Below are 20885 nucleotides of genomic sequence, written 5' to 3'. Positions count from 1 at the left end.
CCACACCCCGGAGACGGTCACGGGGGGCGCCGCCACGGCATACCCGTCTGAAATCGCAGACGAAAGGGCGCGCCCTAGAGTGATTCCATGACCGAAGTGACGGAGACCGACGGGGCCCGGCGCGCCCGCGAAGCCCTCGAGACCAGCGGGATCGAGCACCGGATCACCGTCTCGACCCAGCGCGCGTCGTCGCTCGCCGAGGCCGCGGAGCAACGCGGGATCGAGCCGCGGGACATCGTGAAGTCACTCGTGGTGCGGCGTGGGTCGGGTGACTACGTGTTCGTGCTGGTGCCGGGCGATCGCGAGATCTCGTGGCCGAAGCTGCGCGCCCACCTCGGCGTCAACCGCTTGTCGATGCCGCCGGCCGAGAAGGCGCGCGACGCCACGGGCTACGAGCGAGGCACGATCACGCCGTTCGGGTCGACGTCGGCCTGGCCGGTCATCGTCGACGCGACCGTGGTCGGCCGGACGATCTCGATGGGCGCCGGTGCCCACGGGACCTCGGTGTCCCTGGCAGCGGACGACCTGGTGCGGGCTCTCGCCGCAGAAGTCGCCGACGTCACGGACCCCGCCGACCCTGTCTGACGAGCAGCTGGTTCAGGCGCCGGCGCCGCCCAGGACGTCCTTGGCGAGCTGCGGCGGAAGGTAGTCGTAGCGCGCGAACTTCCGGGTGAACGTGCCCGTCCCGTGCGACACGGAGCGCAGGTCGATCGGGTAGCGCGAGAGCTCCAGCGCCGGGATCTCGGCATGGATCAGGGTACGTCCCTCGTGGGACGCGGGCTCGGTTCCGTGCACCTGACCGCGCCGCCCGCGCAGGTCCGCGAGCGCCGAGCCCACGGACTCGTCGCCCACCTCGATGTCCACCGTGTCGATGGGTTCGAGCATCGACACCGTGCTCTCGTTCGCGGCCTCGCGCAGCGCCTGCCCCGCCGCGGTCTGGAAGGCCATGTCGGACGAGTCGACCGAGTGGGCCTTGCCGTCGAGCAGGGTCACCCGCACATCGACCGCGGGATAGCCGTTGAGGACGCCCTTCTCGAGCTGCGCCCGCGCACCCTTCTCGACCGATGCGATGAACTGACGCGGCACCGACCCGCCGACGACCTTGTCGACGAACTCGAAGCCACCACCGCGCGCCAGCGGCTCGATCCGCAAGCGGCACACCGCATACTGCCCATGGCCACCCGACTGCTTGACGAGTCGTCCCTGCACCTCGCACGGGCTGATGAAGGTCTCGCGCAACGCCGTGCGCAACGGCTCGGCCTCGACCGCGACGTGGTGATGCTCCTCGAGGGCGCGGGTCAGCAGGGCCAGGTGCGCCGGCCCCATCGTCCAGAGCACGACCTGGTGCGTCTCGGAGTTGAGGTCGAGGCGCATCGTCACGTCCTCGGACACCAACGTCTGCAGCACCGACGCCAGCTTGTCCTCGTCTCCCTTGCTGCGGGCATGGATCGCAACCGGCAGCAACGGCTCGGGCAGAATCCAGGGCTCGACGAGCGCCGGCTGCTTCGGTGACGACAGCGTGTCCGTGGTCTCGGCTCCGACGAGGCGGGACACGAGGACGAGCTCCCCGGCGATGCCGTGGGCCTTGGGCCGGGACTCGTCGCCCAGCGGAGCTGTCAGACCACCCACCCGGTCGAGGTCCTCGTCGTGGTCGTCGTGGCCCCCGAGCTGCCCCGTAGCGAACTGCTGCAGGTGCCCTGAGACGTGCACGGGATCGTCGGGCCGCAGCGTCCCCGAGAAGACCCGCACGAGCGACTGCCGCCCGACGAACTGGTCGGTGGTCGTGCGCACGACCTCGGCCACGAGCGGTCCGGCGGGGTCACAGGTCACGGCCCCGAAGTCGCCACCATTGGTCCGCCAGACGCGCGGCAGTGCCACGTCCGCCGGTGACGGCAGCCCGTGCTCGAAGAGGTCGAGCAGCTCCTCGATGCCCACACCGCGGGTCGCGTTGGTCGGGAGGACGGGGAAGAAGCGCGCCGTCGACACTGCTGTGTGCAGGTCGGCCCGAAGCGTTGCGACGTCGACCTCCTCACCCTCGAGGTAGCGCTCGAGCAGCGTCTCGTCCTCGGACTCCTCGATGATCGCCTCGACGAGGGTGCTGCGACCCTGCGCGTCCTCCCCCGACGACCCCAAGAGATCCACCAGCCCGGTCATCGTCGTCCCCGGCCCGTCCGGCTGCACCGGCACCGCCAGGGGCTGGGCCTCACCGAACACCCGCCGACAGGTCGCGACCGTCTCGTCGAAGTCCGCCCGCGCCTGCTCGAGACGGGTCACGGCGATGGCACGCGGCATCCCCGTCACTCCGCACTCGCGCCACAGCATCCTGGTGGCGTCGTCGAGTCCGTCGGCCCCCGAAATGACGAAGAGGGCGGCATCCGCCGCCCTCAGTCCTGCACGCACGTCACCGACGAAGTCGGGGTTGCCCGGTGTGTCGAGGAGGTTGACCACGACCTCACCGCTCGTGAAGCTCGCCGCGACGAGCCCGGTCGACGACTGCCGGTCATCGTCCTTGGGGCGCCGCCCCTCGACCCGGGCCGCGACGAGGTGCTCGAAGAGCGTGCTCTTGCCCGCACCCGCTGGTCCGACAAGGACCACGTTGCGAATCTCCCGCGGGCTGGCGGGGGCGGGTGCGTTGTCGGAGCCGGACGAGCGGTTCACGTGTCACACCTTGCCTCCGCTCACGCCGAGACACAAGAGCCACAGACCCAAGGCGGCGTATGCCGCGTGTCAAGCACTCGGCATACCCCGCCGTGGCAGGCGGGCCCGTCAAGAGGCCCCCGGCCAGGAGGCACGCGCGTACCGTGATGGGTGGGCGGAGCCACCACCCGCCGCACCGATGGAGCAGTCATGCGACGGACACCGAAACCGGACAGGGACAGTGCCGCCGGCCGGTTCAACGGCTGGGTTCCCGACACCACCCGGATGACCGACTGGGGTGCCGTCGCGCTCATCGCCCTGGCGCTCGTGTGGGCACTCCTCGCACCCGACGCGACAGTGCGGCCCACTCCCAGCGACCCACCGGTCACGGCCGAGGATGCACGGGATCCCGTGGTCGCCGACCGCCCCGAGCCTGACTGCGCCACGGTGGATCGTCCGCAGGAGCCCCCTCCCGCAGGCTTCGCCGCCGTCTCGACAAGCCTGGTGAGCCGGGACGCCATCATGGAGTCGATCCGCTGGGCCCAGAACACGCGTGAAGGACTCTGGGGTGTGGCCGCAGTCGCCGAGTGTGACGCGGCCCGCCTGGACGCAGTCTGGACCGACCCCAACGGCGCTAGGCGCCGGCACAACGTCAGCCCCTCCGGACGACCTGTCATCGGCGTGGTGGCCGACGGCCCGGATGGGGCAATCTCGGTCTACAGCGTGCGCGGGACCTCCACGGGGTCGATCTCGGTGTTGCTGCACATCAGCACGGACCGGGGCGCGACGTGGCAGGAACGTGAGGTGCCCCGGTCCGGTGAGTCCTACGTCCGGGCTGGCGTCCTCCCAGCGAGTTGGAAGGAGTGGAGCGTCGTCGCGAACTGATCACGAGTCGGCACACAAGGGAGTGGACGACACGCGGTCGACGTCCTTGGGGCGCCGCCCCTCGCCCCGGGCCGTGACGAAGTGCTCGAGAGCGTGCTCGTACCCGCCCCCGATGGTCCGACGAGGACGACGTCAAAGATCTCCCGCGGGCTGGCGGAAGCGGGTGCGTCGTCGACGCTCGGGGTACGGGTCAGGCAGACACCTTGCTCCGTTCGCCGTGGTGCCACAAGGTCGACCCGGGGCGGAGTGCGACCCCTGATGGCTCAGCCCTCGACCAACCTGTCCACCCCGCGTTCCCACGACTCCACACGACCCGGCACGACCGTGAAAAGCGGGTGCGGCTCAACCGTGCCCGTATGGGTCAGCGCCCACCACTGGGGGCTTCGTGCAACGAGCTTGACCAGCAGGTGCTGCCACTCGTGCGCGAGCTGGCCCTCGCTGACTGCCATCAACTCGATGTCTTGGAGGTCCAGCTTTCCGAGGTGCACCCGGCCGCGGTCGTAGCGGTAGCCACGCGAGTCGGCTTCGTCGGCGACACCGTGCAGCCAGGCGCCGACCGCCGGCGCTGGCTGCGGGTGTGCCTGGAAGCGAGTGAGCTGGGGGTGGCGGGTGTAGCCCTTGGTCCGTCCCAGCACCACCGCCTGCGCGAGCAGCCCTTCACGCCAGGCCGCGGTCAACCCCTGGCGGTCAAGGTAGCGAGGGTGGATCGACCAGAGCCGCATTCGCAGATCGTAGGCCGAGGACCGGTCCCACCGCGGGCAGTGGTCAGCCCTCGCGCATGGGGATGCGGATGCCCTGCTCGGCCGCGGTCCGGTCGGCGATGTCGTAGCCGGCGTCGACGTGGCGGATGACGCCCATGGCGGGGTCGTTGGACAGGACCCGCGCGAGCTTCTGCGCGGCCAGCTCGGTGCCGTCGGCCAGCGAGACCTGACCGGCGTGGAGCGAGCGGCCCATGCCGACCCCTCCGCCGTGGTGGATCGAGACCCAGCTCGCGCCCGATGACGTGTTGACGAGGGCGTTGAGCAGGGGCCAGTCGGCGATGGCGTCGGAGCCGTCCGCCATCGACTCGGTCTCGCGATAGGGGCTCGCGACAGAGCCCGTGTCGAGGTGGTCGCGGCCGATGACGAGCGGGGCACTCACCGCACCGGTGCGGACGAGCTCGTTGAACGCCGCGCCGGCCTTCTCGCGCTCACCCTGGCCGAGCCAGCAGATGCGGGCAGGCAGGCCCTGGAAGGCAATTCGGTCCTGTGCCCCCTTGATCCACTTGTGCAGCCGCTCGTTCTCCGGGAAGAGGTCGAGCACCGCGCGGTCGGTGGCGGCGATGTCCTTGGGGTCACCCGAGAGCGCCGCCCAGCGGAACGGTCCCTTGCCCTCACAGAACAGCGGTCGGATGTAGGCGGGCACGAACCCGGGGAACTCGAACGCGCGGTCGTAGCCGCCCTGCCGGGCCTCGTCGCGGATCGAGTTGCCGTAGTCGAAGACCTCGGCGCCGGCGTCCTGGAACTCGACCATCGCCTGGACCTGCTTGGCCATCGACGCACGCGCGCGGTCGGTGAACTCCTCGGGCTTCTTCGCGGCATACTCCGGCCAGTCCTCGAGCGAGATGCCCTCGGGGAGGTATGACAGCGGGTCGTGGGCCGACGTCTGGTCGGTGACGATGTCGATGGGCACGCCGCGGCGCAGCAGCTCGGGGAAGACTGAAGCCGCGTTGCCGACGACACCGACGGACCAACCGCGCCTCTCGTCCTTGGCCTTGAGGGCCTTCTCGACGGCCTGGTCCAGGTTGTCGGCGACCTCGTCGAGGTAGCGGTGCTCGACGCGACGGCGCAGGCGCGCCTCGTCGACATCGACGATGAGGCAGGCGCCCTCGTTCATCGTGACGGCGAGCGGCTGGGCTCCACCCATGCCGCCACAGCCACCGGTGAGGGTCAGGGTGCCGGCGAGCGTTCCGCCACCATGACCTTGCCCGCCCTCCCGGGCGGCGAGCTTCTCGGCGATCGCCGCGAACACCTCGTAGGTCCCCTGGACGATCCCCTGCGTCCCGATGTAGATCCAGGACCCGGCGGTCATCTGTCCGTACATCGTCAGACCGAGCTGCTCGAGTCGGCGGAACTCGGGCCAGTTCGCCCAGTCCCCGACGAGGTTGGAGTTGGCGATGAGCACGCGGGGCGCCCACTCGTGGGTCTGCATGACACCGACGGGCTTGCCCGACTGCACGAGCATCGTCTCGTCCTGCTTGAGCGTGCTCAGCGTGCGGACCATCGCGTCGAACGAGTTCCAGTCCCGGGCGGCGCGACCGGTGCCGCCATAGACGACGAGGTCGTCGGGGCGCTCCGCGACCTCGGGGTCGAGGTTGTTCATGAGCATGCGCAGGGGCGCCTCGGCGCCCCAGTGGGTCGCGTGGGTGAGGGACGTGCCTCGCGGGGCTCGAACGGGGCGGGCGCCTTGCATGGATCCTCCTGGGAGAGATACGGGACTTGGACGGGTATGCCGTTGCGCACCTTCATTGAACACCCGCCGGACCGTGCCCTGAAGGCTGGAACCGGTGAACGCGTCTGGGATACGAGACCTGAGACAAAGCTTTGGTTTCCGAGAAGTGGAAGATATTCTCCATCTATCGGAAATGATCCCCACTCAGGAGTAGCCCCGTGGACACCGTCGACCCTCGCCTCATCCTTGAGCTCACCTCCGAGCTCGACACGCAGCTGGCCTCGGCCGACGCCGAGCTCGCCGCCCAGTTCCCGGGCGAGCGACCCGGTCGCCAGCCGATCCACACCGTCTACGTCCCGGCCGACCGCTTCACGGCCGACCTCGCACCCGCATGGGGAGCCGACGCACTCGCGACGATCGACGCCCATGACCAGAGCTGGCGCGACCTCGTCGCGGATGACACGGTGAGCGACCTCGTGCGAGCCAAGCTCGCCACCGAGCCGATCGAGGACCTGCGCATCGACCTCGAGGACGGGTACGGCAACCGGGGCGACGACACAGAGGACGCCGACGTCACGCGAGCCGCAAGGGCACTCGTCGACGCCCAGGCGAGCGGCACCGCGCCGCAGCTGCACGGCATACGTTTCAAGTCCTTCGAAGCACCCACGCGAGCACGCGGCGTGCGGTCACTCGTCGGCTTCGTCTCAGAGCTCGTCGCGGGTGGCGGGTCGCTCGACCGGTTCGTCACGACCCTGCCCAAGGTCACGAGCGTCGAACAGGTGCGCGCGATGGTGCACGCGTGCGAACGGCTCGAGTCCGCCCTCGACCTCGCCAGCGGAACGCTGCAGTTTGAGATCCAGGTCGAGACACCGCAGTCCATCCTCGGGCCAGACGGCACGGCGCTCGTCGCACCGATGATCCACGCCGGCGCCGGCCGGGTCACGGCCTTCCACTACGGCACCTACGACTACAGCGCGTTCTGCGGCATCGCGGCGCAGTACCAGTCGATGGAGCACGCCGTCGCCGACCACGCGAAGCTCGTGATGCAGACGGCAGCGGCGGGCACGGGGGTGCGGCTCTCCGACGGGTCCACCAACGTCCTGCCGGTCGGGGACGACGCTGCCGTGCGCGCCGCCTGGCAGCTGCACCACCGACTGGTCGGCCGCTCGCTGGAGCGCGGCTACTACCAGGGCTGGGACCTCCACCCGGCACAGCTGCCCACCCGGTATGCCGCGACGTTCGCGTTCTACCGCAACGGTTTTGAGCCTGCCGCCCGCAGACTGCGCGACTACCTCGGGCAGGTCGGTGGGGGCGTCATGGACGAGCCCGCCACGGCACGCGCCCTCAGCGACTTCATCATGCGCGGACGCGACTGCGGCGCCCTCACCGCCGACGAGGTCGAGGCGGGAACGGGCCTGGACGCCGCAGCGCTCACGGCCCTGGCTCGACCCGTCAGGTCCTGAGCGCAGCAGCAGAAGCCGCGGGGACGAGTTCCGCTCGGACCATTGACGGACGCCGCCATCGCCCCTACTATTTCCGGCAGTCGGTATAAAGTTTCCGTTTTATGGAAACATGGTTCCTCTTGATCACGACAAAGACGTCGGACTCGGCCGCGGGGGTCTGACGCAACAGGAGCGCATCGCCATGACCACCTTCCTCGGATCGAACCAGTACGGCAAGGCAGAGAACCGGGTCGTCCGCATCTATCGCGAGACCGACCGCCACGAGATCCGCGACCTCAACGTCTCGACCTCGTTGCGGGGTGACTTCGACGAGGCGCACACCACCGGTGACCAGGCCAAGATCCTCCCGACCGACACCCAGAAGAACACGGCGTTCGCCTACGCCAAGGAGCATGGCGTCACCTCCCCCGAGGACTACGCCATCGCCCTCGGCACCCACTTCCTCGACGCCGCGCCCGCAGCCACCGCTGCGCAGATCCGGGTCGAGGAGTACGTCTGGGACCGCATCACGGTCGACGGCAAGGAGCACGACCACAGCTTCGTCCGCCGCGGCACGGAGACCCGCACCTCGGTGGTGACCGTCGAAGGACGCGGCGCGGACCAGAAGGTCTCGGTCCTCGCCGGCCTCACCGACCTCACCGTCCTCAAGTCCACGGGGTCCGAGTTCAAGGGCTACCTCAAGGACGGCTACACCACCTTGCAGGAGACCGACGACCGCGTCATGGCGACCTCGCTCACGGCCCGGTGGCGCTACGACCTCGACACGATCGAGGACGTGGACGGCTTCGACTGGGACGGCACCTACGAGAGCATCCGCTCGATCCTGCTCGCCGCCTTCGCCCGGACCCACAGCCGGGCGCTGCAGGAGACGCTGTTCGTCATGGGTGACGACGCCCTCAAGGCACACCCCGAGGTGGCCGAGATCCGGTTCGCCGCACCCAACAAGCACCACTTCCTCTACGACCTCTCCCCCTTCGGCACCGAGAACAACGGTGAGGTCTTCATGGCGGCCGACCGGCCCTATGGGCTCATCGAGGCCACCGTGACCCGCGACGACGCCTCCGACCCCGGGTCGGCCTGGACCGCAGTTCCCGCGTTCATCTGATCCCTCGGTCCGCCCGCCCCCTCCCCACCTTCCACGATTGGACCTCGACATGACCACCACGCCCACTGCCGAACGCGTTCGGCCCAAGCACCCCGTGGACGAGGTGTTGCCCGCGCCCAAGCTGTTGATCTACGGGTTCCAGCACGTCCTCGCCTTCTATGCCGGAGCGGTGATCGTCCCGATCCTGCTCGCCAACGCGATCGGGCTCTCGCAGCAGCAGCTCATCCACCTCATCAACGCCGACCTCTTCACCTGCGGGATCGCCTCGATCATCCAGTCGGTCGGCTTCTGGAAGGTCGGTGTCCGGCTGCCTCTCCTCCAGGGCGTGACCTTCACCGCCGTCTCACCGATGATCGCCATCGCGACCGCTGCCGGTAGCGGCACCGAGGGCCTGCTCACGATCTATGGCGCGGTCATCGTCGCCGGCCTGTTCACGTTCGCCATCGCGCCCTACTTCTCCAAGCTCATCCGCTTCTTCCCGCCGGTCGTCACCGGCACGGTCATCACGATCATCGGGATCGCCCTGCTCCCGGTCGCGGCGGCCGACGCCGCCGGCGGCGCCGGTCCGGGCCTCGACCCGACGAACGGCAGATACCTCGCCTACGCCCTCGGCACCCTCGCCCTCATCGTCATCATCCAGAGGGTCTTCCGTGGCTTCATGGCCACCGTGGCGGTCCTCGCCGGCCTCGTCATCGGCACGCTCGTCGCCTGGGCCCTCGGTGACGCGAGCTTCGACTCCGTCGGCGACTCCGCCTGGGCCGGCGTGACCACCCCGTTCTACTTCGGCTGGCCGCAGTTCTCCGCCGCCGCGATCATCTCGATGATCGTCGTCATGCTCATCACCGCCGTCGAGACCACCGGCGACGTCTTCGCCACCGGCGAGATCGTCGAGAAGCGGGTCGGCCAGGAGGACATCGCTCGCGCCCTGCGCGCCGACGGTCTCGCCACCACCCTCGGTGGCGTGTTCAACTCCTTCCCCTACACCTGCTTCGCCGAGAACGTCGGGCTCGTTCGACTCACCCAGGTCAAGAGCCGCTTCGTCGTCGCTGCTGCCGGCGCCATCATGATCGTCATCGGCCTCATCCCCAAGGCCGGCGCCATCGTCGCCGGAATCCCGCACCCCGTCCTCGGGGGCGCCGCGCTCGCGATGTTCGCCACTGTGGCCGTCGTCGGCTTCCAGACCCTCTCGCGGGTGGACTTCCACGACCACCGCAACGTCGTGATCGTGGCGACCTCCCTGGGACTGGCCATGTACGTCACGGCGCAGCCCGACGTCGCGAAGGCCGTCCCGGACTGGGCCCAGATCATCTTCGGCAGCGGCATCACCCTCGGCAGCATCACCGCGATCTTCCTCAACCTGATCTTCCACCACCTGGGCAAGAGCTGGGGTCCCGCCGTCGCCGGCGCCCCCGGTGCGAGCATCCGCCTCGATCAGGTCAACGAGATGTCGCGCGAGGAGTTCGGCGCCACCTTCGCCGGGCTCTACCAGGGCCCGGGCTGGGTCGTCGACGCCGCCTACGACCTGCGGCCGTTCAGCGACACCCACGACCTGCGCCGCGCCTTCCAGGAGGCCCAGTTCGGCGCCTCCGAGGAGGAGCAGAAGCAGCTCATCGGTGCCTACCCGGCCCTCGGTGCGATCGCCGTGGCCCACGGTGACGAGGGCGAGGAGTCCATCCGTGACCAGGGCACGGTCGGGCTCACCCGTCTCGCCGACCACGAGCACGAAGAGCTCGCCGCGCTGACCGAGGCCTACCGCGACAAGTTCGGGTTCCCGCTCGTCATCTGTGTGCGCGACCACGACTCGTTCAAGACCGTCCTCAAGCAGGGCCAGCAGCGCCTCGAGAACGGGGCCTCCCAGGAGCAGGCGGCCGCGCTGGTCGAGATCGCCAAGATCGCGAACTACCGGTTCAACGACCTCGTGGCAGCGGCCAACCCGATCCACTCGGCACGTCAGCGAGGGTCCGCAAGCGATGTCTGAGCACAGCACTCTCGAGCGCTTCAACGCGCTCGACCCGACCGAGGCGAAGCGTCAGCTCGCCGCCTGCCTCGACGTCGATCGGTGGGTCGACGACGTCGAGGCGGGGCGGCCGTATGCCGCACGTCAGGCTCTCGTCGATTCCGCCGATCGCGCGGCCCGCGAGCTCACCGACGCCGAGGTGGACGCTGCTCTCGCCGGCCACCCGCGCATCGGCGAGCGCGCCCAAGCCGGTCACAACGTCGAGGCCTCGGCCCGCGAGCAGGCCGCTGTCGACCGCAGCGACGCGGAGGTGGCGGCTCGTCTGCACGCCGGCAACACGGCATACGAGGAAAGGTTCGACCGCGTGTTCCTCATCCGGGCGGCTGGACGCACCGCGCCGCAGATCCTCGCCGAGCTCGAACGCCGTCTGGGCAACGATGATGAGAGCGAGCGGGCCGAGGTCGTCGACAACCTCCGCCAGATCGCCCTGCTCCGACTCGAACAGGTGGTGTAGCCATGGGAACCCTCAGCACGCATGTCCTCGACACCTCGCTCGGCCGCCCGGCCGCCGGACTGGCGGTCACCCTCGCCACCGACGAGGGCACTGAGCTCGCCAGGGCCACGACCGACGCCGACGGGCGAGTCGGCACGCTCGGCCCGGAGGTGCTCGACGCCGGCGACTACGCACTCACCTTCGCCACGGGCGACTACTTCACGACGTCCGGAGCCACCGGCTTCTATCCGAGCGTGACCATCACCTTCACGATCAGCGACGGCGCCGAGCACTACCACGTGCCCCTGCTGCTCAACCCCTATGGCTACTCGACCTACCGCGGAAGCTGAGGCCACGCTCGTCGTCGACGGCTGCGCCGTCGTCACGATGGACGGCAACCGCAGCGAGTATGCCGTGGGGCACGTCGTCGTCGCCGGCTCCCGGATCGTGTCGGTCGGGTCCGGACCGGCGCCGGACACGGCTGCCACGGCCGGTGCGCGGCGCGTCGACGGTCGCGGGTGCCTGCTCACTCCGGGGCTGGTCAACACCCACCACCACCTCTACCAGTGGGCGACCCGAGGGCTGGCCGTCGACTCCACCCTGTTCGAGTGGTTGACCGCCCTCTATCCGGTCTGGGCGCGCATCGACGAGGACGGGGTCGGTGCGTCCGCGACGGCCGGGCTGGCCTGGCTGGCCCGCACCGGCTGCACGACGTCGATGGACCACCATTACGTCTTCCCCTGCGATGGTGGTGACGTGCTCGGAGCCGAGATCGAGTCGGCCCGAGCGGTCGGACTGCGGTTCCTCGCGACTCGCGGGTCGATGGACCTCGGCGAGTCCCGCGGAGGACTGCCGCCGGACCACGTCGTCGAGGACGTCGACGCGATCCTCGCGGCCAGCGTCGCGGCGATCGACGAGCACCACGACGCCTCTCCCGACTCGATGCTGCGCATCGGGCTCGCACCCTGCTCGCCGTTCTCGGTGACCAAGGAACTGCTCGTGGAGTCGGCGGCGCTCGCGCGAGACAAGGGAGTGCGGCTGCACACCCACGTCGCCGAGACCTTGGACGAGGACGCCTACTGCCGCGAGCACTTCGGTGCCTCGCCGGTGGACCACATGGGCTCATTGGGATGGCTCGGCCCGGACGTGTGGTTCGCCCACGGGATCCACTTCGACGATGCCGGCATTGCTAAGCTCGCGCGCACCAAAACCGGTGTCGCACACTGCCCCTCGTCGAACGCACGCCTCGGCGCCGGCATCGCTCGGGTGCACGACCTACGCGCTGCCGGGGCCCCGGTCGGCCTTGGGGTCGACGGGACGGCCAGCAACGAGGCCGGCTCGCTCATCGCCGAGGTGCGCCAGGCAGTGCTCGTCGCCCGGGTCCGTGGTGGCCCTCGCGCGCTCACGGTGCGGGACGCGCTGCACACGGCAACGATCGGCGGCGCTCGCGTCCTCGGTTGGGACGACCAGATCGGATCGCTCGAGGTCGGCAAGCAGGCGGACCTCGCGCTCTGGCGGCTCGACACGCTCGCCCACGCCGGTGTCGTCGACCCCGTCGCGGCACTCGTCCTCGGTGTCACCCCGCCGCTCGAGCTCCTCACGGTCGCGGGTCGCCCGGTCGTCGAGTGCGACCAGCTGGTCACGGTCGACGAGACCGTCGTGACCCGCGAGGCGCTGGCCGCCCACCGGCGCCTCCTCGACGCCCAGCGCTGACACCGACCCCCTGACCCTCGACTTCGTGCCCCGCACGGACGTGAGGAGCACAGCGACGAGGGTCCGTGCGGGGCACGAAGTCGCTGTCTCATTTCCGAAACGCCGTCTTGACGCCTGCTCACCGCGACCCCTATTCTCTCACTAGTTGGAAATACTTTTCCATATTGTGGAAACAAGGAGATGACATGGCAACCGACCACGGCCTGCGGTTCCTCGCGAACTGCTCGATGCTCTTCACCGAGCTGCCCCTGCTCGAGCGTCCCGCTGCGGCCCGTGCCGCGGGCTTCGACGCCATCGAGTTCTGGTGGCCCTGGCCGGACCAGCCCACCCCGCCGCCGTCCGAGGTCGACGCCTTCGTCGCAGCGGTGCGCGACGCCGGAGTGCAGCTCGTCGGGCTCAACTTCTTTGCCGGCGACCTCGCCGGTCCCGACGCCGGGGTCCTCTCGATCCCGAGCCGCTCAGAGGAGTTCCGGGCCAACCTTCCCGTCGCCATCGCGATCGGTGAACAGCTCGGGGTGAGCGCCTTCAACGCGCTCTATGGCGTCCGCGTCGACTCCGCCACACCGCAGGAGCAGGACGAGCTGGCTCGCACCAACCTCGGTCTCGCCGCCGACGCCGCCGCGTCGATCGGCGCCACCGTGCTCGTCGAGCCGGTGAGCGGCCCCAAGCCCTACCCGCTGCGCACCGCAGCCGACGCCGTGGCAGTCATCGGACGAGTTCGGGCCGACGGCCACGACAACGTCAGCTTCCTCTGCGACCTGTTCCACCTCGCCAACAACGGCGACGACCCCGCCGCAGCGGTCGCGGCCCACACCGGCCTCACCGCCCACGTGCAGATCGCCGACGCCCCCGGCCGGGGCGAGCCCGGCTCCGGCGACCTCGACCTCGACGGACTGCTCTCCGACCTCGCCGCCCGTGGCTACGACGGTTGGGTCGGCCTCGAGTACAAGCCGACCACCACGACGCACGAGAGCCTCACCTGGCTCCCGATCGAGCGCCGCAGCGCGCTTTCCAACAACGCGAGCTCCAGCGCCGCGACCACCTCACGCACCGCCTGATCGTCACCACCGAAGGAGAACTCGCATGTCCCGCATCGCATTCATCGGCCTGGGCATCATGGGCAGCCCCATGTCGGTCCACCTGCAGAACGCCGGCCACGACGTCGTCGGCTTCAACCTCACCCCGGACCGCACCGCAGACCTCATCGCGGCGGGCGGCACCTCCGCCGGATCCATCGCCGAGGCCGTGTCCGACGTCGACGTCGTCGCCGTGATGGTCCCCGACAGCCCCGACGTCCAGGACGTGCTCACGGGCGAGGACGGAGTCTTCGCATCCGCCAAGCCGGGCACCCTCATCATCGACTTCTCGAGCATCCGGCCTGACGTCTCCGCCGCCCTCGCCGACCAGGCCACGGCCCACGGCTTCCCGATCCTCGACGCTCCCGTCTCCGGCGGTGAGGCCGGCGCCAAGAACGCCGCCCTGTCGATCATGGTCGGCGGGACCCAGGACGTCTTCGACACCGCCCGGCCCATCCTCGACGCGGTGGGCAAGACCGTCGTGCTCGTCGGACCCCACGGCGCAGGCCAGACCGTCAAGGCCGCGAACCAGCTCATCGTCGCGACCAACATCCAGGCCGTCGCCGAAGCCGTCGTCTTCCTCGAGGCCTACGGCGTCGACATGGAGGCCTCGCTCGAGGTCCTCGGTGGCGGGCTCGCGGGCTCGGCCGTCCTGAACCAGAAGAAGCAGAACATGCTGACCCGCACCTTCGACCCGGGCTTCCGGATCGACCTGCACCACAAGGACATGGGCATCGTCACGAGCGCGGCCCGCGAGGCCGGCGTGGTCCTGCCCGTGGGCGCTGTCATGGCCCAGCTCATGGCCAGCGCCCGCGCCAACGGCGACGGCGGACTCGACCATTCCGGCCTGCTCCGCGGCGTCGAACGCCTCTCCGGCGCCGACCTCACCTGACCGAAACACACACCGCCGGGTATGCCGCACAGCCGGCTTCGCGGCATACCCCCCCTTGCGCACCACACCAGACAGGACACGACCATGGCACGGATGAAGACCGCCGAAGTTGCAGTCGAGATCATGAAGAAGGAGGGCATCACCAACGTCTTCGGGCTTCCCGGTGCTGCCATCAACCCGTTCTACAAGGCGATGCAGACGCAGGGCGGGTTGCACCACACGCTCGCGCGACACGTCGAGGGCGCCTCGCACATGGCGGAGGGCTACACCCGCGCCAAGGCCGGCAACATCGGCGTCTGTGTCGGCACGAGCGGCCCGGCCGGGACCGACATGATCACCGGCCTCTACTCCGCATCGGCCGACTCGATCCCGATCCTCTGCATCACCGGTCAGGCTCCCGTGGCCAAGCTCCACAAGGAGGACTTCCAGGCCGTGGACATCGCCTCGATCGCCAGGCCACTCACCAAGATGGCGGTGACCGTCCTCGAGCCGGCCCAGGTCCCGGGCACGTTCCAGCAGGCGTTCCACCTCATGCGTTCGGGGCGACCGGGACCGGTCCTCATCGACCTCCCGATCGACGTGCAGCTGACCGAGATCGAGTTCGACATCGACACCTACGAGCCGCTGCCCGCGTTCAAGCCGGCCGCGAGCCGCAAGCAGATCGAGAAGGCGCTCGACATGCTCGCCGCGTCGAAGCGCCCCCTCATCGTCGCCGGTGGCGGCATCATCAACGCCGACGCCGCCGAGCTGCTCGTCGAGTTCGCCGAGCTCACCGGGATCCCCGTCGTCCCCACGCTCATGGGCTGGGGCACCATCCCCGACGACCACGACCTGAACGCCGGCATGGTCGGGCTCCAGACCTCGCACCGCTATGGCAACGAGACGATGCTCGCGTCCGACTTCGTCCTGGGCATCGGCAACCGCTGGGCCAACCGCCACACCGGTGGCCTCGACACCTACACCAAGGGCCGCACGTTCGTGCACGTCGACATCGAGCCGACCCAGATCGGCCGCGTCTTCGCGCCGGACTTCGGGATCGTCTCGGACGCCAAGGCTGCACTCGCGCTGTTCGTCGAGGTCGCCAAGGAGCGCCGCGACGCCTTGGCGGACCGTTCGGCCTGGGCCCAGGACGTCCGCCAGCGCAAGCAGAAGCTGTGGCGCAAGACCAACTTCGACGTCACCCCCATCAAGCCGCAGCGTGTCTACCAGGAGATGAACAAGGCCTTCGGCAAGGACGTCCGCTACGTCTCGACGATCGGCCTCTCGCAGATCCAGGCCGCGCAGATGCTCCACGTCTTCAAGGACCGTCACTGGATCAACGCCGGTCAGGCCGGACCCCTCGGCTGGACCGTGCCGGCGGCGATCGGCGTCGCGACGGCCGACCCGGACTCGACCGTCGTCGCTATCTCGGGCGACTACGACTTCCAGTTCATGATCGAGGAGCTCGCCGTCGGCGCGCAGTTCAAGGTCCCCTACATCCACGTCCTCGTGAACAACGCCTATCTCGGCCTCATCCGGCAGGCGCAGCGTGGGTTCGACATGGACTACTGCGTGCAGCTGTCCTTCGACAACATCAACAGCCCGGAGCTGAGCGGCTACGGCGTCGACCACGTCAAGGTGGCAGAAGGCTTGGGGTGCAAGGCGATTCGCGTCTTCGACCCCGAGGAGATCCTGCCTGCACTCGAGCAGGCCAAGAAGCTCATCGTCGAGCACCGCGTGCCTGTCATCGTCGAGGTGATCCTCGAGCGCGTCACCAACGTCTCCATGGGCACCGAGATCGACAACGTCGTCGAGTTCGAGGAGCTCGCCGACAGCGGCGCCGACGCCCCGACCGCGCTCTATGCCAACCTCGACTGAGCGCCATGACCCGGGTCCTGCTCGCCCCTGACAAGTTCAAGGGGACTCTCACCGCCGCCGAGGTGGCCGAGCACGTCGGTCGCGGGCTGCGGGCGGCTCTGGGCGACGTCGAGGACGGGGTGGACATCGCCCGGGTCGCCGTCGCGGACGGTGGTGACGGGATGGTCGCAGCCGCACTCGAGGCCGGCCACACCGAGGTCACCGTCACGGTGAGCGGCCCGACCGGTGCGCCGCGGCAGGGCAGGTATGCCGTGTCCGGCACCGGAGCGGTCATCGAGATGGCCGGCCTGTGCGGCCTCGCCCTGCTCGCTGGCGACCTTGCCCCGCTCACGGCGTCCAGTCGTGGCCTGGGGGACGCCCTGGCCCACGCCCTCGATGCCGGCGCCGAGCGCGTCGTCCTCGGCATCGGCGGGAGCGCCTCGACCGACGGGGGCGCTGGCATGCTCGCCGCCCTCGGTGCCCGGACGTTCGACGCGTCGGGGCAGGAGCTGCCCGATGGTGGTGGCGCACTCGCTTCGGCGGCTCGGGTCGACCTGACGGGCCTGCACCCCCGGCTCACCCAGATCGAGCTGCTCGTGGCCTGCGACGTCGATAACCCGCTCACCGGTCCGCGCGGGGCCGCTGCGGTCTATGCCCCGCAGAAGGGCGCGGACCCCGAGCAGGTGGCGGCCCTCGACGCGGCACTGGGCCGCTGGGCGAACATCCTGGACACCGCGACCGGTGCCGAGGGACGAGACGTCGCCGGTGCCGGTGCCGCCGGCGGTGTCGGGTATGCCGCGCTGGTCGCCCTGGGCGGCCAGCTCCGACCGGGAGTCGAGCTTGCGCTCGACCTCACCGGCTTCCACACGGTGTTGAACGGCGTCGACCTCGTCGTCACCGGAGAGGGATCGCTCGACGAGCAAACCCTCAACGGCAAGGCACCTGCGGGAGTGGCGCGCGCAGCGCGAGCACACGGCATACCCGTCGTGGCCGTTGCGGGACGATGCGAGCTGAGCCCAGAAGCGTTGGCATCAGCCGGGATCGAACGCGTGTGGGCGCTCACGGACCTGGCCACCGAACCGGACGAGGCGCTGCGCGCCCCCGGACCACTGCTTGAGCGAGCCGGCGCCGAGATCGGCCGTTGGCTCCTCGAACGAGACAGGAAGACCTCATGAGACTTGCCCGCATCGGCCAACCCGGGTGCGAGACACCGGTGGTGGAGATCGACGGTGTCCTGCGCGACCTGTCGTCCGTGACCCCCGACATCGACGGCGGGTTCCTCGACACCGTGCTTCCGGGCCTGGATCCGCGTGACCTCCCGACCCTCGACCGCGCTGGAACGCGCTTCGGGCCCCCTGTCGCGGGACCGAGCAAGGTCATCGGGATCGGCCTCAACTACCGGTCGTATGCCGCAGGGCTGGGTGTCGACCCACCCGCATCGCCCGTGGTGTTCCTCAAGGCACCGTCGTCGGTGTGCGGACCGACCGACGCGATCCGGCCCCTGCCGGGCTCGACGAGCACCGACTTCGAGGTCGAGCTCGCACTCGTCATCGGGCACCGCCTGCGCGGGCTCGTCGACCGGGACACCGCGCTGGCGGCCGTGGCCGGCTACACCCTCGCCAACGACGTCACCGACCGCGACCTCGCCGCCGGGGGTGGCCCCTGGGCCGGGGGCAAGTGCGCCGACACGTTCTGCCCCCTGGGACCCTGGCTCGTGACACCCGACGAGGTGAGCGACCCCGGCTCCGTGGCACTGCGGCTCTCGGTGAACGGGATCGGGATGCAGGACGGCTCCACCTCGGACATGGTCTTCGACGTCCCCGACATCCTCGTCCACCTCAGCGGCCTCATGACCCTGGAGCCGGGGGACGTCATCCTCACCGGCACTCCCGTGGGGACGGCGGTCACCCGGGCGGAGCCGCGGCCCTACCTGCGTGACGGTGACCTCGTCGAGGCCGACGGCGGTGTTCTCGGGCTCCACCGCTCCCCCGTGGGCGCGAGTGGTCCACGATGAGGGGTGTGCAGGCCGATCTCGTCATCAGGGCACCGCGGGCGATCATCGACGGCCGGGAGCAGTCCGCCGTGGTGTCGGTGCGCGACGGGCGCATCGTCGCGGTCGACGCCTTCGATGCTGCCGTCGGTGACGGCGGGGCCGATGGAGCCCGGGTCGTCGAGCTGACCGACGACGAGGTGCTGCTGCCGGGGCTCGTCGACACCCATGTCCACGTCAACGAACCCGGTCGCACCGACTGGGAGGGCTTCGCCAGCGCCACCCGGGCCGCGGCTGCTGGTGGTGTCACGACGATCATCGACATGCCGCTCAACAGCATCCCGTCGACCGTGACGGTGGATGCGTTGCGGGCCAAGCAGGAGGTGGCCGCTCCCCAGGTGCACGTCGACGTGGGCTTCTGGGGCGGTGCGGTGCCCGACCACCTCGGAGACATCGAGGCCCTGCACGAGGCCGGTGTCTTCGGGTTCAAGTGCTTCCTCGCCGACTCCGGGGTCGAGGAGTTCCCACCCCTTGACCCCGACCAGTTCCGAGCGGCCATGACCGAGACCGCCCGACTCGGCGCGCTGCTCATCGTGCACGCCGAGGACGCCGGGACGCTCGAGGCTGCTGCCCCCGCCCACGGTCGCGCCTACGGCGACTTCCTCGCCTCACGGCCACCGACGGCCGAGGACGTCGCCATCGGTCAGGTCATCGACGTGACCCGCGAGACCGGCGGCAGGTCGCACGTCCTGCACCTGTCGAGTGCCAGCGCGCTGGCCAGCCTGCGGGCCGCCCGGGCCGAAGGGCTCGACCTCACCGTCGAGTCGTGCCCGCACTACCTCGCCCTTGACGCCGACGAGATCGCCGACGGCGCAACCCAGTTCAAGTGCTGCCCACCGATTCGGGACCACACCAACCAGGACGAGCTGTGGGCGGGACTGGCCGCCGGCGACATCGACTTCGTCGTGTCCGACCACTCCCCCTCCACGGCGGACCTCAAGCAGTTCGACGTCGGCGACTTCGGCCTGGCCTGGGGCGGCATCGCCTCCCTGCAGCTCGGCCTCCCCGCCATGTGGAGCAGTGCCCGTGAGCGCGGACACACCCTCGCCGAGGTGGTGCGGTGGATGGCGACCGCGACAGCAGACCGGGTCGGCCTGCATCACAAGGGCCGCCTCGAGGTCGGCGCCGATGCCGACTTCGTCGTCTTTGCCCCCGAGGAGGAGTGGGTGGTCGACGTGGCTGCCCTGCACCACAAGAACCCGGTGTCGGCCTGGGCCGACCACAACCTGCACGGTCAGGTACGACAGACCTGGCTGCACGGCATACCCATCACGAACGACAGCGCACCCGGTGGCCGGTTGCTCACGAGAGGACAGCGATGACGCAGTACTACGCCCCCCAGGGCGGTCTGCCGCCGCAGACCCAGCTCACGACCGACCGGGCCCGGTTCACGACGGCGTATGCCGTCCTGCCCAAGGGGACGATGACCGACATCGTCACGTCGTTGCTCCCCTTCTGGGAAGGCATGCGGATGTGGCTCATCGCGCGCCCGCTCAGCGGTTTTGCCGAGACCTTCAGCCAGTACATCGTCGAGGTCTCGCCCGGGGGCGGGTCGGACCGGCCCGAGCTCGACCCCGGCGCCGAGGGCGTGCTCTTCGTCGTGGCCGGGACCCTCGAGCTCACCCTCGCCGACGAGGTGCACCAGCTCGCGCCCGGTGGCTACGCGTTCATCCCGCCCGCCAGCGACTGGACCCTGCACAACCGCGGCAACGAGGTGGCGAGCTTCCACTGGATCCGCAAGGCCTACCAGCACGTCGACGGCATCGAGGTTCCGCCGGCCTTCGTCACGTCCGACGCCGAGGTCGAGGGCCTCGAGATGCCCGGCACCGACGGGGCCTGGAAGACCCAGCGCTTCGCCGACCCGACCGACATCCGGCACGACATGCACGTCAACATCGTCAGCTTCGAGCCCGGCGGGGCCATCCCCTTCCCCGAGACCCACGTCATGGAGCACGGCCTCTATGTCCTCGAGGGCAAGGCCGTGTACCTGCTCAACGAGGACTGGGTCGAGGTCGAGGCCGGTGACTTCATGTGGCTGCGAGCGTTCTGCCCCCAGGCCTGCTACGCCGGGGGTCCCGGACGGTTCCGCTATCTGCTCTACAAGGACGTCAACCGGCATGCGACGCTGAGCCGCCAGTTCGTGTGACGTGCTCGCGGTGAGCTGCATTTCGATGTGGTTGGCCGCGGGGCCTCAATTTCCATGCTTGTCAAATGGTCAAGAAATGGTAAGAAGTAGGCAAAGTTGAGTTTGACCAAACAAATTGGTTAACAGTTAATGGCGACAATCGGGCAATAGGGCATTGCCCTGAACGTCCTGTCAGGACCACTCTCTCGGTTACCCCGCGATC

At 69.6% G+C, this 20885-nt stretch carries 17 protein-coding genes and 1 pseudogene; 15 read left to right on the top strand and 3 right to left on the bottom strand.

The genetic code is table 11. From position 1 onward, the window contains the following. Positions 1-87 precede the first annotated feature (87 nt). Positions 88-585, top strand: a complete 498-nt coding sequence (locus ACFQRE_RS04140) for an aminoacyl-tRNA deacylase (protein ID WP_380119230.1) — start codon at positions 88-90, stop codon at positions 583-585. Between the two features lie 12 nt (positions 586-597). Here the strand turns inward: ACFQRE_RS04140 and ACFQRE_RS04135 are convergent, their stop codons facing one another. After that, entirely contained in the window at positions 598-2658 is a 2061-nt protein-coding gene (locus ACFQRE_RS04135; protein ID WP_380119228.1) for an elongation factor G-like protein EF-G2, read from the bottom strand. Positions 2659-2847: 189 nt separating this feature from the next. Between ACFQRE_RS04135 and ACFQRE_RS04130 the strand changes: the two genes are divergently transcribed. Further along, entirely contained in the window at positions 2848-3522 is a 675-nt protein-coding gene (locus ACFQRE_RS04130) for a hypothetical protein (RefSeq protein WP_380119226.1), read from the top strand. A 263-nt stretch (positions 3523-3785) separates the two neighbouring features. On the opposite strand, the gene ACFQRE_RS04125 is transcribed toward ACFQRE_RS04130, so the two are convergent. Next, positions 3786-4244, bottom strand: a complete 459-nt coding sequence (locus ACFQRE_RS04125; RefSeq protein ID WP_380119224.1) for a pyrimidine dimer DNA glycosylase/endonuclease V — start codon at positions 4242-4244, stop codon at positions 3786-3788. A gap of 43 nt (positions 4245-4287) precedes the next feature. Continuing rightward, entirely contained in the window at positions 4288-5973 is a 1686-nt protein-coding gene (gene hutU, locus ACFQRE_RS04120) for a urocanate hydratase (RefSeq protein ID WP_380119222.1), read from the bottom strand. A gap of 197 nt (positions 5974-6170) precedes the next feature. Here hutU and ACFQRE_RS04115 point away from each other — a divergent pair, with 197 nt between their 5' ends. The 13 genes and pseudogenes from ACFQRE_RS04115 (at position 6171) to ACFQRE_RS04055 (ending at position 20683) form a co-directional block, all read left to right on the top strand. After that, a complete protein-coding gene (locus tag ACFQRE_RS04115) occupies positions 6171-7415 on the top strand; it encodes a DUF6986 family protein (RefSeq protein WP_380119220.1) in 1245 nt (414 codons plus the stop codon). A 181-nt stretch (positions 7416-7596) separates the two neighbouring features. Then, positions 7597-8520 carry a factor-independent urate hydroxylase gene (pucL, locus tag ACFQRE_RS04110; RefSeq protein ID WP_380120417.1) on the top strand — a complete coding sequence of 308 codons (924 nt, stop codon included), beginning with the start codon at positions 7597-7599 and terminating at the stop codon, positions 8518-8520. 49 nt (positions 8521-8569) lie between these two features. After that, positions 8570-10498, top strand: coding sequence for a 2-oxo-4-hydroxy-4-carboxy-5-ureidoimidazoline decarboxylase (gene uraD / locus ACFQRE_RS04105; RefSeq protein ID WP_380119218.1), 1929 nt, complete (start codon positions 8570-8572; stop codon positions 10496-10498). After that, positions 10491-10991: a 2-oxo-4-hydroxy-4-carboxy-5-ureidoimidazoline decarboxylase gene (uraD, locus tag ACFQRE_RS04100; RefSeq protein ID WP_380119215.1), complete on the top strand. Its 501-nt coding sequence runs from the start codon at positions 10491-10493 to the stop codon at positions 10989-10991. Before uraD (ACFQRE_RS04105) ends, uraD (ACFQRE_RS04100) begins: the two co-directional genes overlap by 8 nt. Before the next feature lie 2 nt (positions 10992-10993). After that, positions 10994-11320: a hydroxyisourate hydrolase gene (gene uraH, locus ACFQRE_RS04095; protein ID WP_380119213.1), complete on the top strand. Its 327-nt coding sequence runs from the start codon at positions 10994-10996 to the stop codon at positions 11318-11320. Continuing rightward, entirely contained in the window at positions 11292-12683 is a 1392-nt protein-coding gene (locus tag ACFQRE_RS04090) for an 8-oxoguanine deaminase (RefSeq protein ID WP_380119211.1), read from the top strand. Before uraH ends, ACFQRE_RS04090 begins: the two co-directional genes overlap by 29 nt. Positions 12684-12868: 185 nt before the next feature. After that, positions 12869-13657: pseudogene (locus ACFQRE_RS04085) on the top strand (hydroxypyruvate isomerase family protein); the annotation flags it as partial. Next, complete coding sequence (locus ACFQRE_RS04080; RefSeq protein ID WP_380119209.1) at positions 13599-14651, top strand: 2-hydroxy-3-oxopropionate reductase; 1053 nt, start codon at positions 13599-13601, stop codon at positions 14649-14651. The pseudogene ACFQRE_RS04085 and the gene ACFQRE_RS04080, both read left to right, overlap by 59 nt. Positions 14652-14735: 84 nt before the next feature. Next, a complete protein-coding gene (gcl, locus tag ACFQRE_RS04075) occupies positions 14736-16508 on the top strand; it encodes a glyoxylate carboligase (protein ID WP_380119207.1) in 1773 nt (590 codons plus the stop codon). A 5-nt stretch (positions 16509-16513) separates the two neighbouring features. Then, positions 16514-17662: a glycerate kinase gene (locus ACFQRE_RS04070; RefSeq protein ID WP_380119205.1), complete on the top strand. Its 1149-nt coding sequence runs from the start codon at positions 16514-16516 to the stop codon at positions 17660-17662. Next, positions 17659-18501: a fumarylacetoacetate hydrolase family protein gene (locus tag ACFQRE_RS04065; protein WP_380119203.1), complete on the top strand. Its 843-nt coding sequence runs from the start codon at positions 17659-17661 to the stop codon at positions 18499-18501. Before ACFQRE_RS04070 ends, ACFQRE_RS04065 begins: the two co-directional genes overlap by 4 nt. Beyond that, on the top strand, positions 18498-19859 hold the full coding sequence (gene allB, locus ACFQRE_RS04060; RefSeq protein ID WP_380119201.1) for an allantoinase AllB: 1362 nt from the start codon (positions 18498-18500) through the stop codon (positions 19857-19859). The genes ACFQRE_RS04065 and allB overlap by 4 nt, the downstream gene beginning before the upstream one ends. After that, complete coding sequence (locus ACFQRE_RS04055) at positions 19856-20683, top strand: bifunctional allantoicase/(S)-ureidoglycine aminohydrolase (protein WP_380119199.1); 828 nt, start codon at positions 19856-19858, stop codon at positions 20681-20683. The genes allB and ACFQRE_RS04055 overlap by 4 nt, the downstream gene beginning before the upstream one ends. Positions 20684-20885: the final 202 nt, after the last annotated feature.

Source organism: Knoellia pratensis (assembly GCF_042666395.1).
Classification (GTDB): Bacteria; Actinomycetota; Actinomycetes; order Actinomycetales; family Dermatophilaceae; genus Knoellia; species Knoellia pratensis.
Note: the sequence above shows the minus strand (reverse complement) of the source record. Positions and strands in the feature narration are given on the sequence as shown.

Coding starts and splice junctions, on each gene's coding strand:
- ACFQRE_RS04055 (WP_380119199.1), top strand. CDS start 19,856: ATGACGCAGTACTACGCCCCCCAGGGCGGTCTGCCGCCGCAGACCCAG.
- gcl (WP_380119207.1), top strand. CDS start 14,736: ATGGCACGGATGAAGACCGCCGAAGTTGCAGTCGAGATCATGAAGAAG.
- ACFQRE_RS04125 (WP_380119224.1), bottom strand. CDS start 4,244: ATGCGGCTCTGGTCGATCCACCCTCGCTACCTTGACCGCCAGGGGTTG.
- uraD (WP_380119218.1), top strand. CDS start 8,570: ATGACCACCACGCCCACTGCCGAACGCGTTCGGCCCAAGCACCCCGTG.
- uraH (WP_380119213.1), top strand. CDS start 10,994: ATGGGAACCCTCAGCACGCATGTCCTCGACACCTCGCTCGGCCGCCCG.
- hutU (WP_380119222.1), bottom strand. CDS start 5,973: ATGCAAGGCGCCCGCCCCGTTCGAGCCCCGCGAGGCACGTCCCTCACC.
- ACFQRE_RS04070 (WP_380119205.1), top strand. CDS start 16,514: ATGACCCGGGTCCTGCTCGCCCCTGACAAGTTCAAGGGGACTCTCACC.
- uraD (WP_380119215.1), top strand. CDS start 10,491: ATGTCTGAGCACAGCACTCTCGAGCGCTTCAACGCGCTCGACCCGACC.
- ACFQRE_RS04140 (WP_380119230.1), top strand. CDS start 88: ATGACCGAAGTGACGGAGACCGACGGGGCCCGGCGCGCCCGCGAAGCC.
- ACFQRE_RS04090 (WP_380119211.1), top strand. CDS start 11,292: ATGGCTACTCGACCTACCGCGGAAGCTGAGGCCACGCTCGTCGTCGAC.
- ACFQRE_RS04130 (WP_380119226.1), top strand. CDS start 2,848: ATGCGACGGACACCGAAACCGGACAGGGACAGTGCCGCCGGCCGGTTC.
- ACFQRE_RS04065 (WP_380119203.1), top strand. CDS start 17,659: ATGAGACTTGCCCGCATCGGCCAACCCGGGTGCGAGACACCGGTGGTG.
- allB (WP_380119201.1), top strand. CDS start 18,498: ATGAGGGGTGTGCAGGCCGATCTCGTCATCAGGGCACCGCGGGCGATC.
- pucL (WP_380120417.1), top strand. CDS start 7,597: ATGACCACCTTCCTCGGATCGAACCAGTACGGCAAGGCAGAGAACCGG.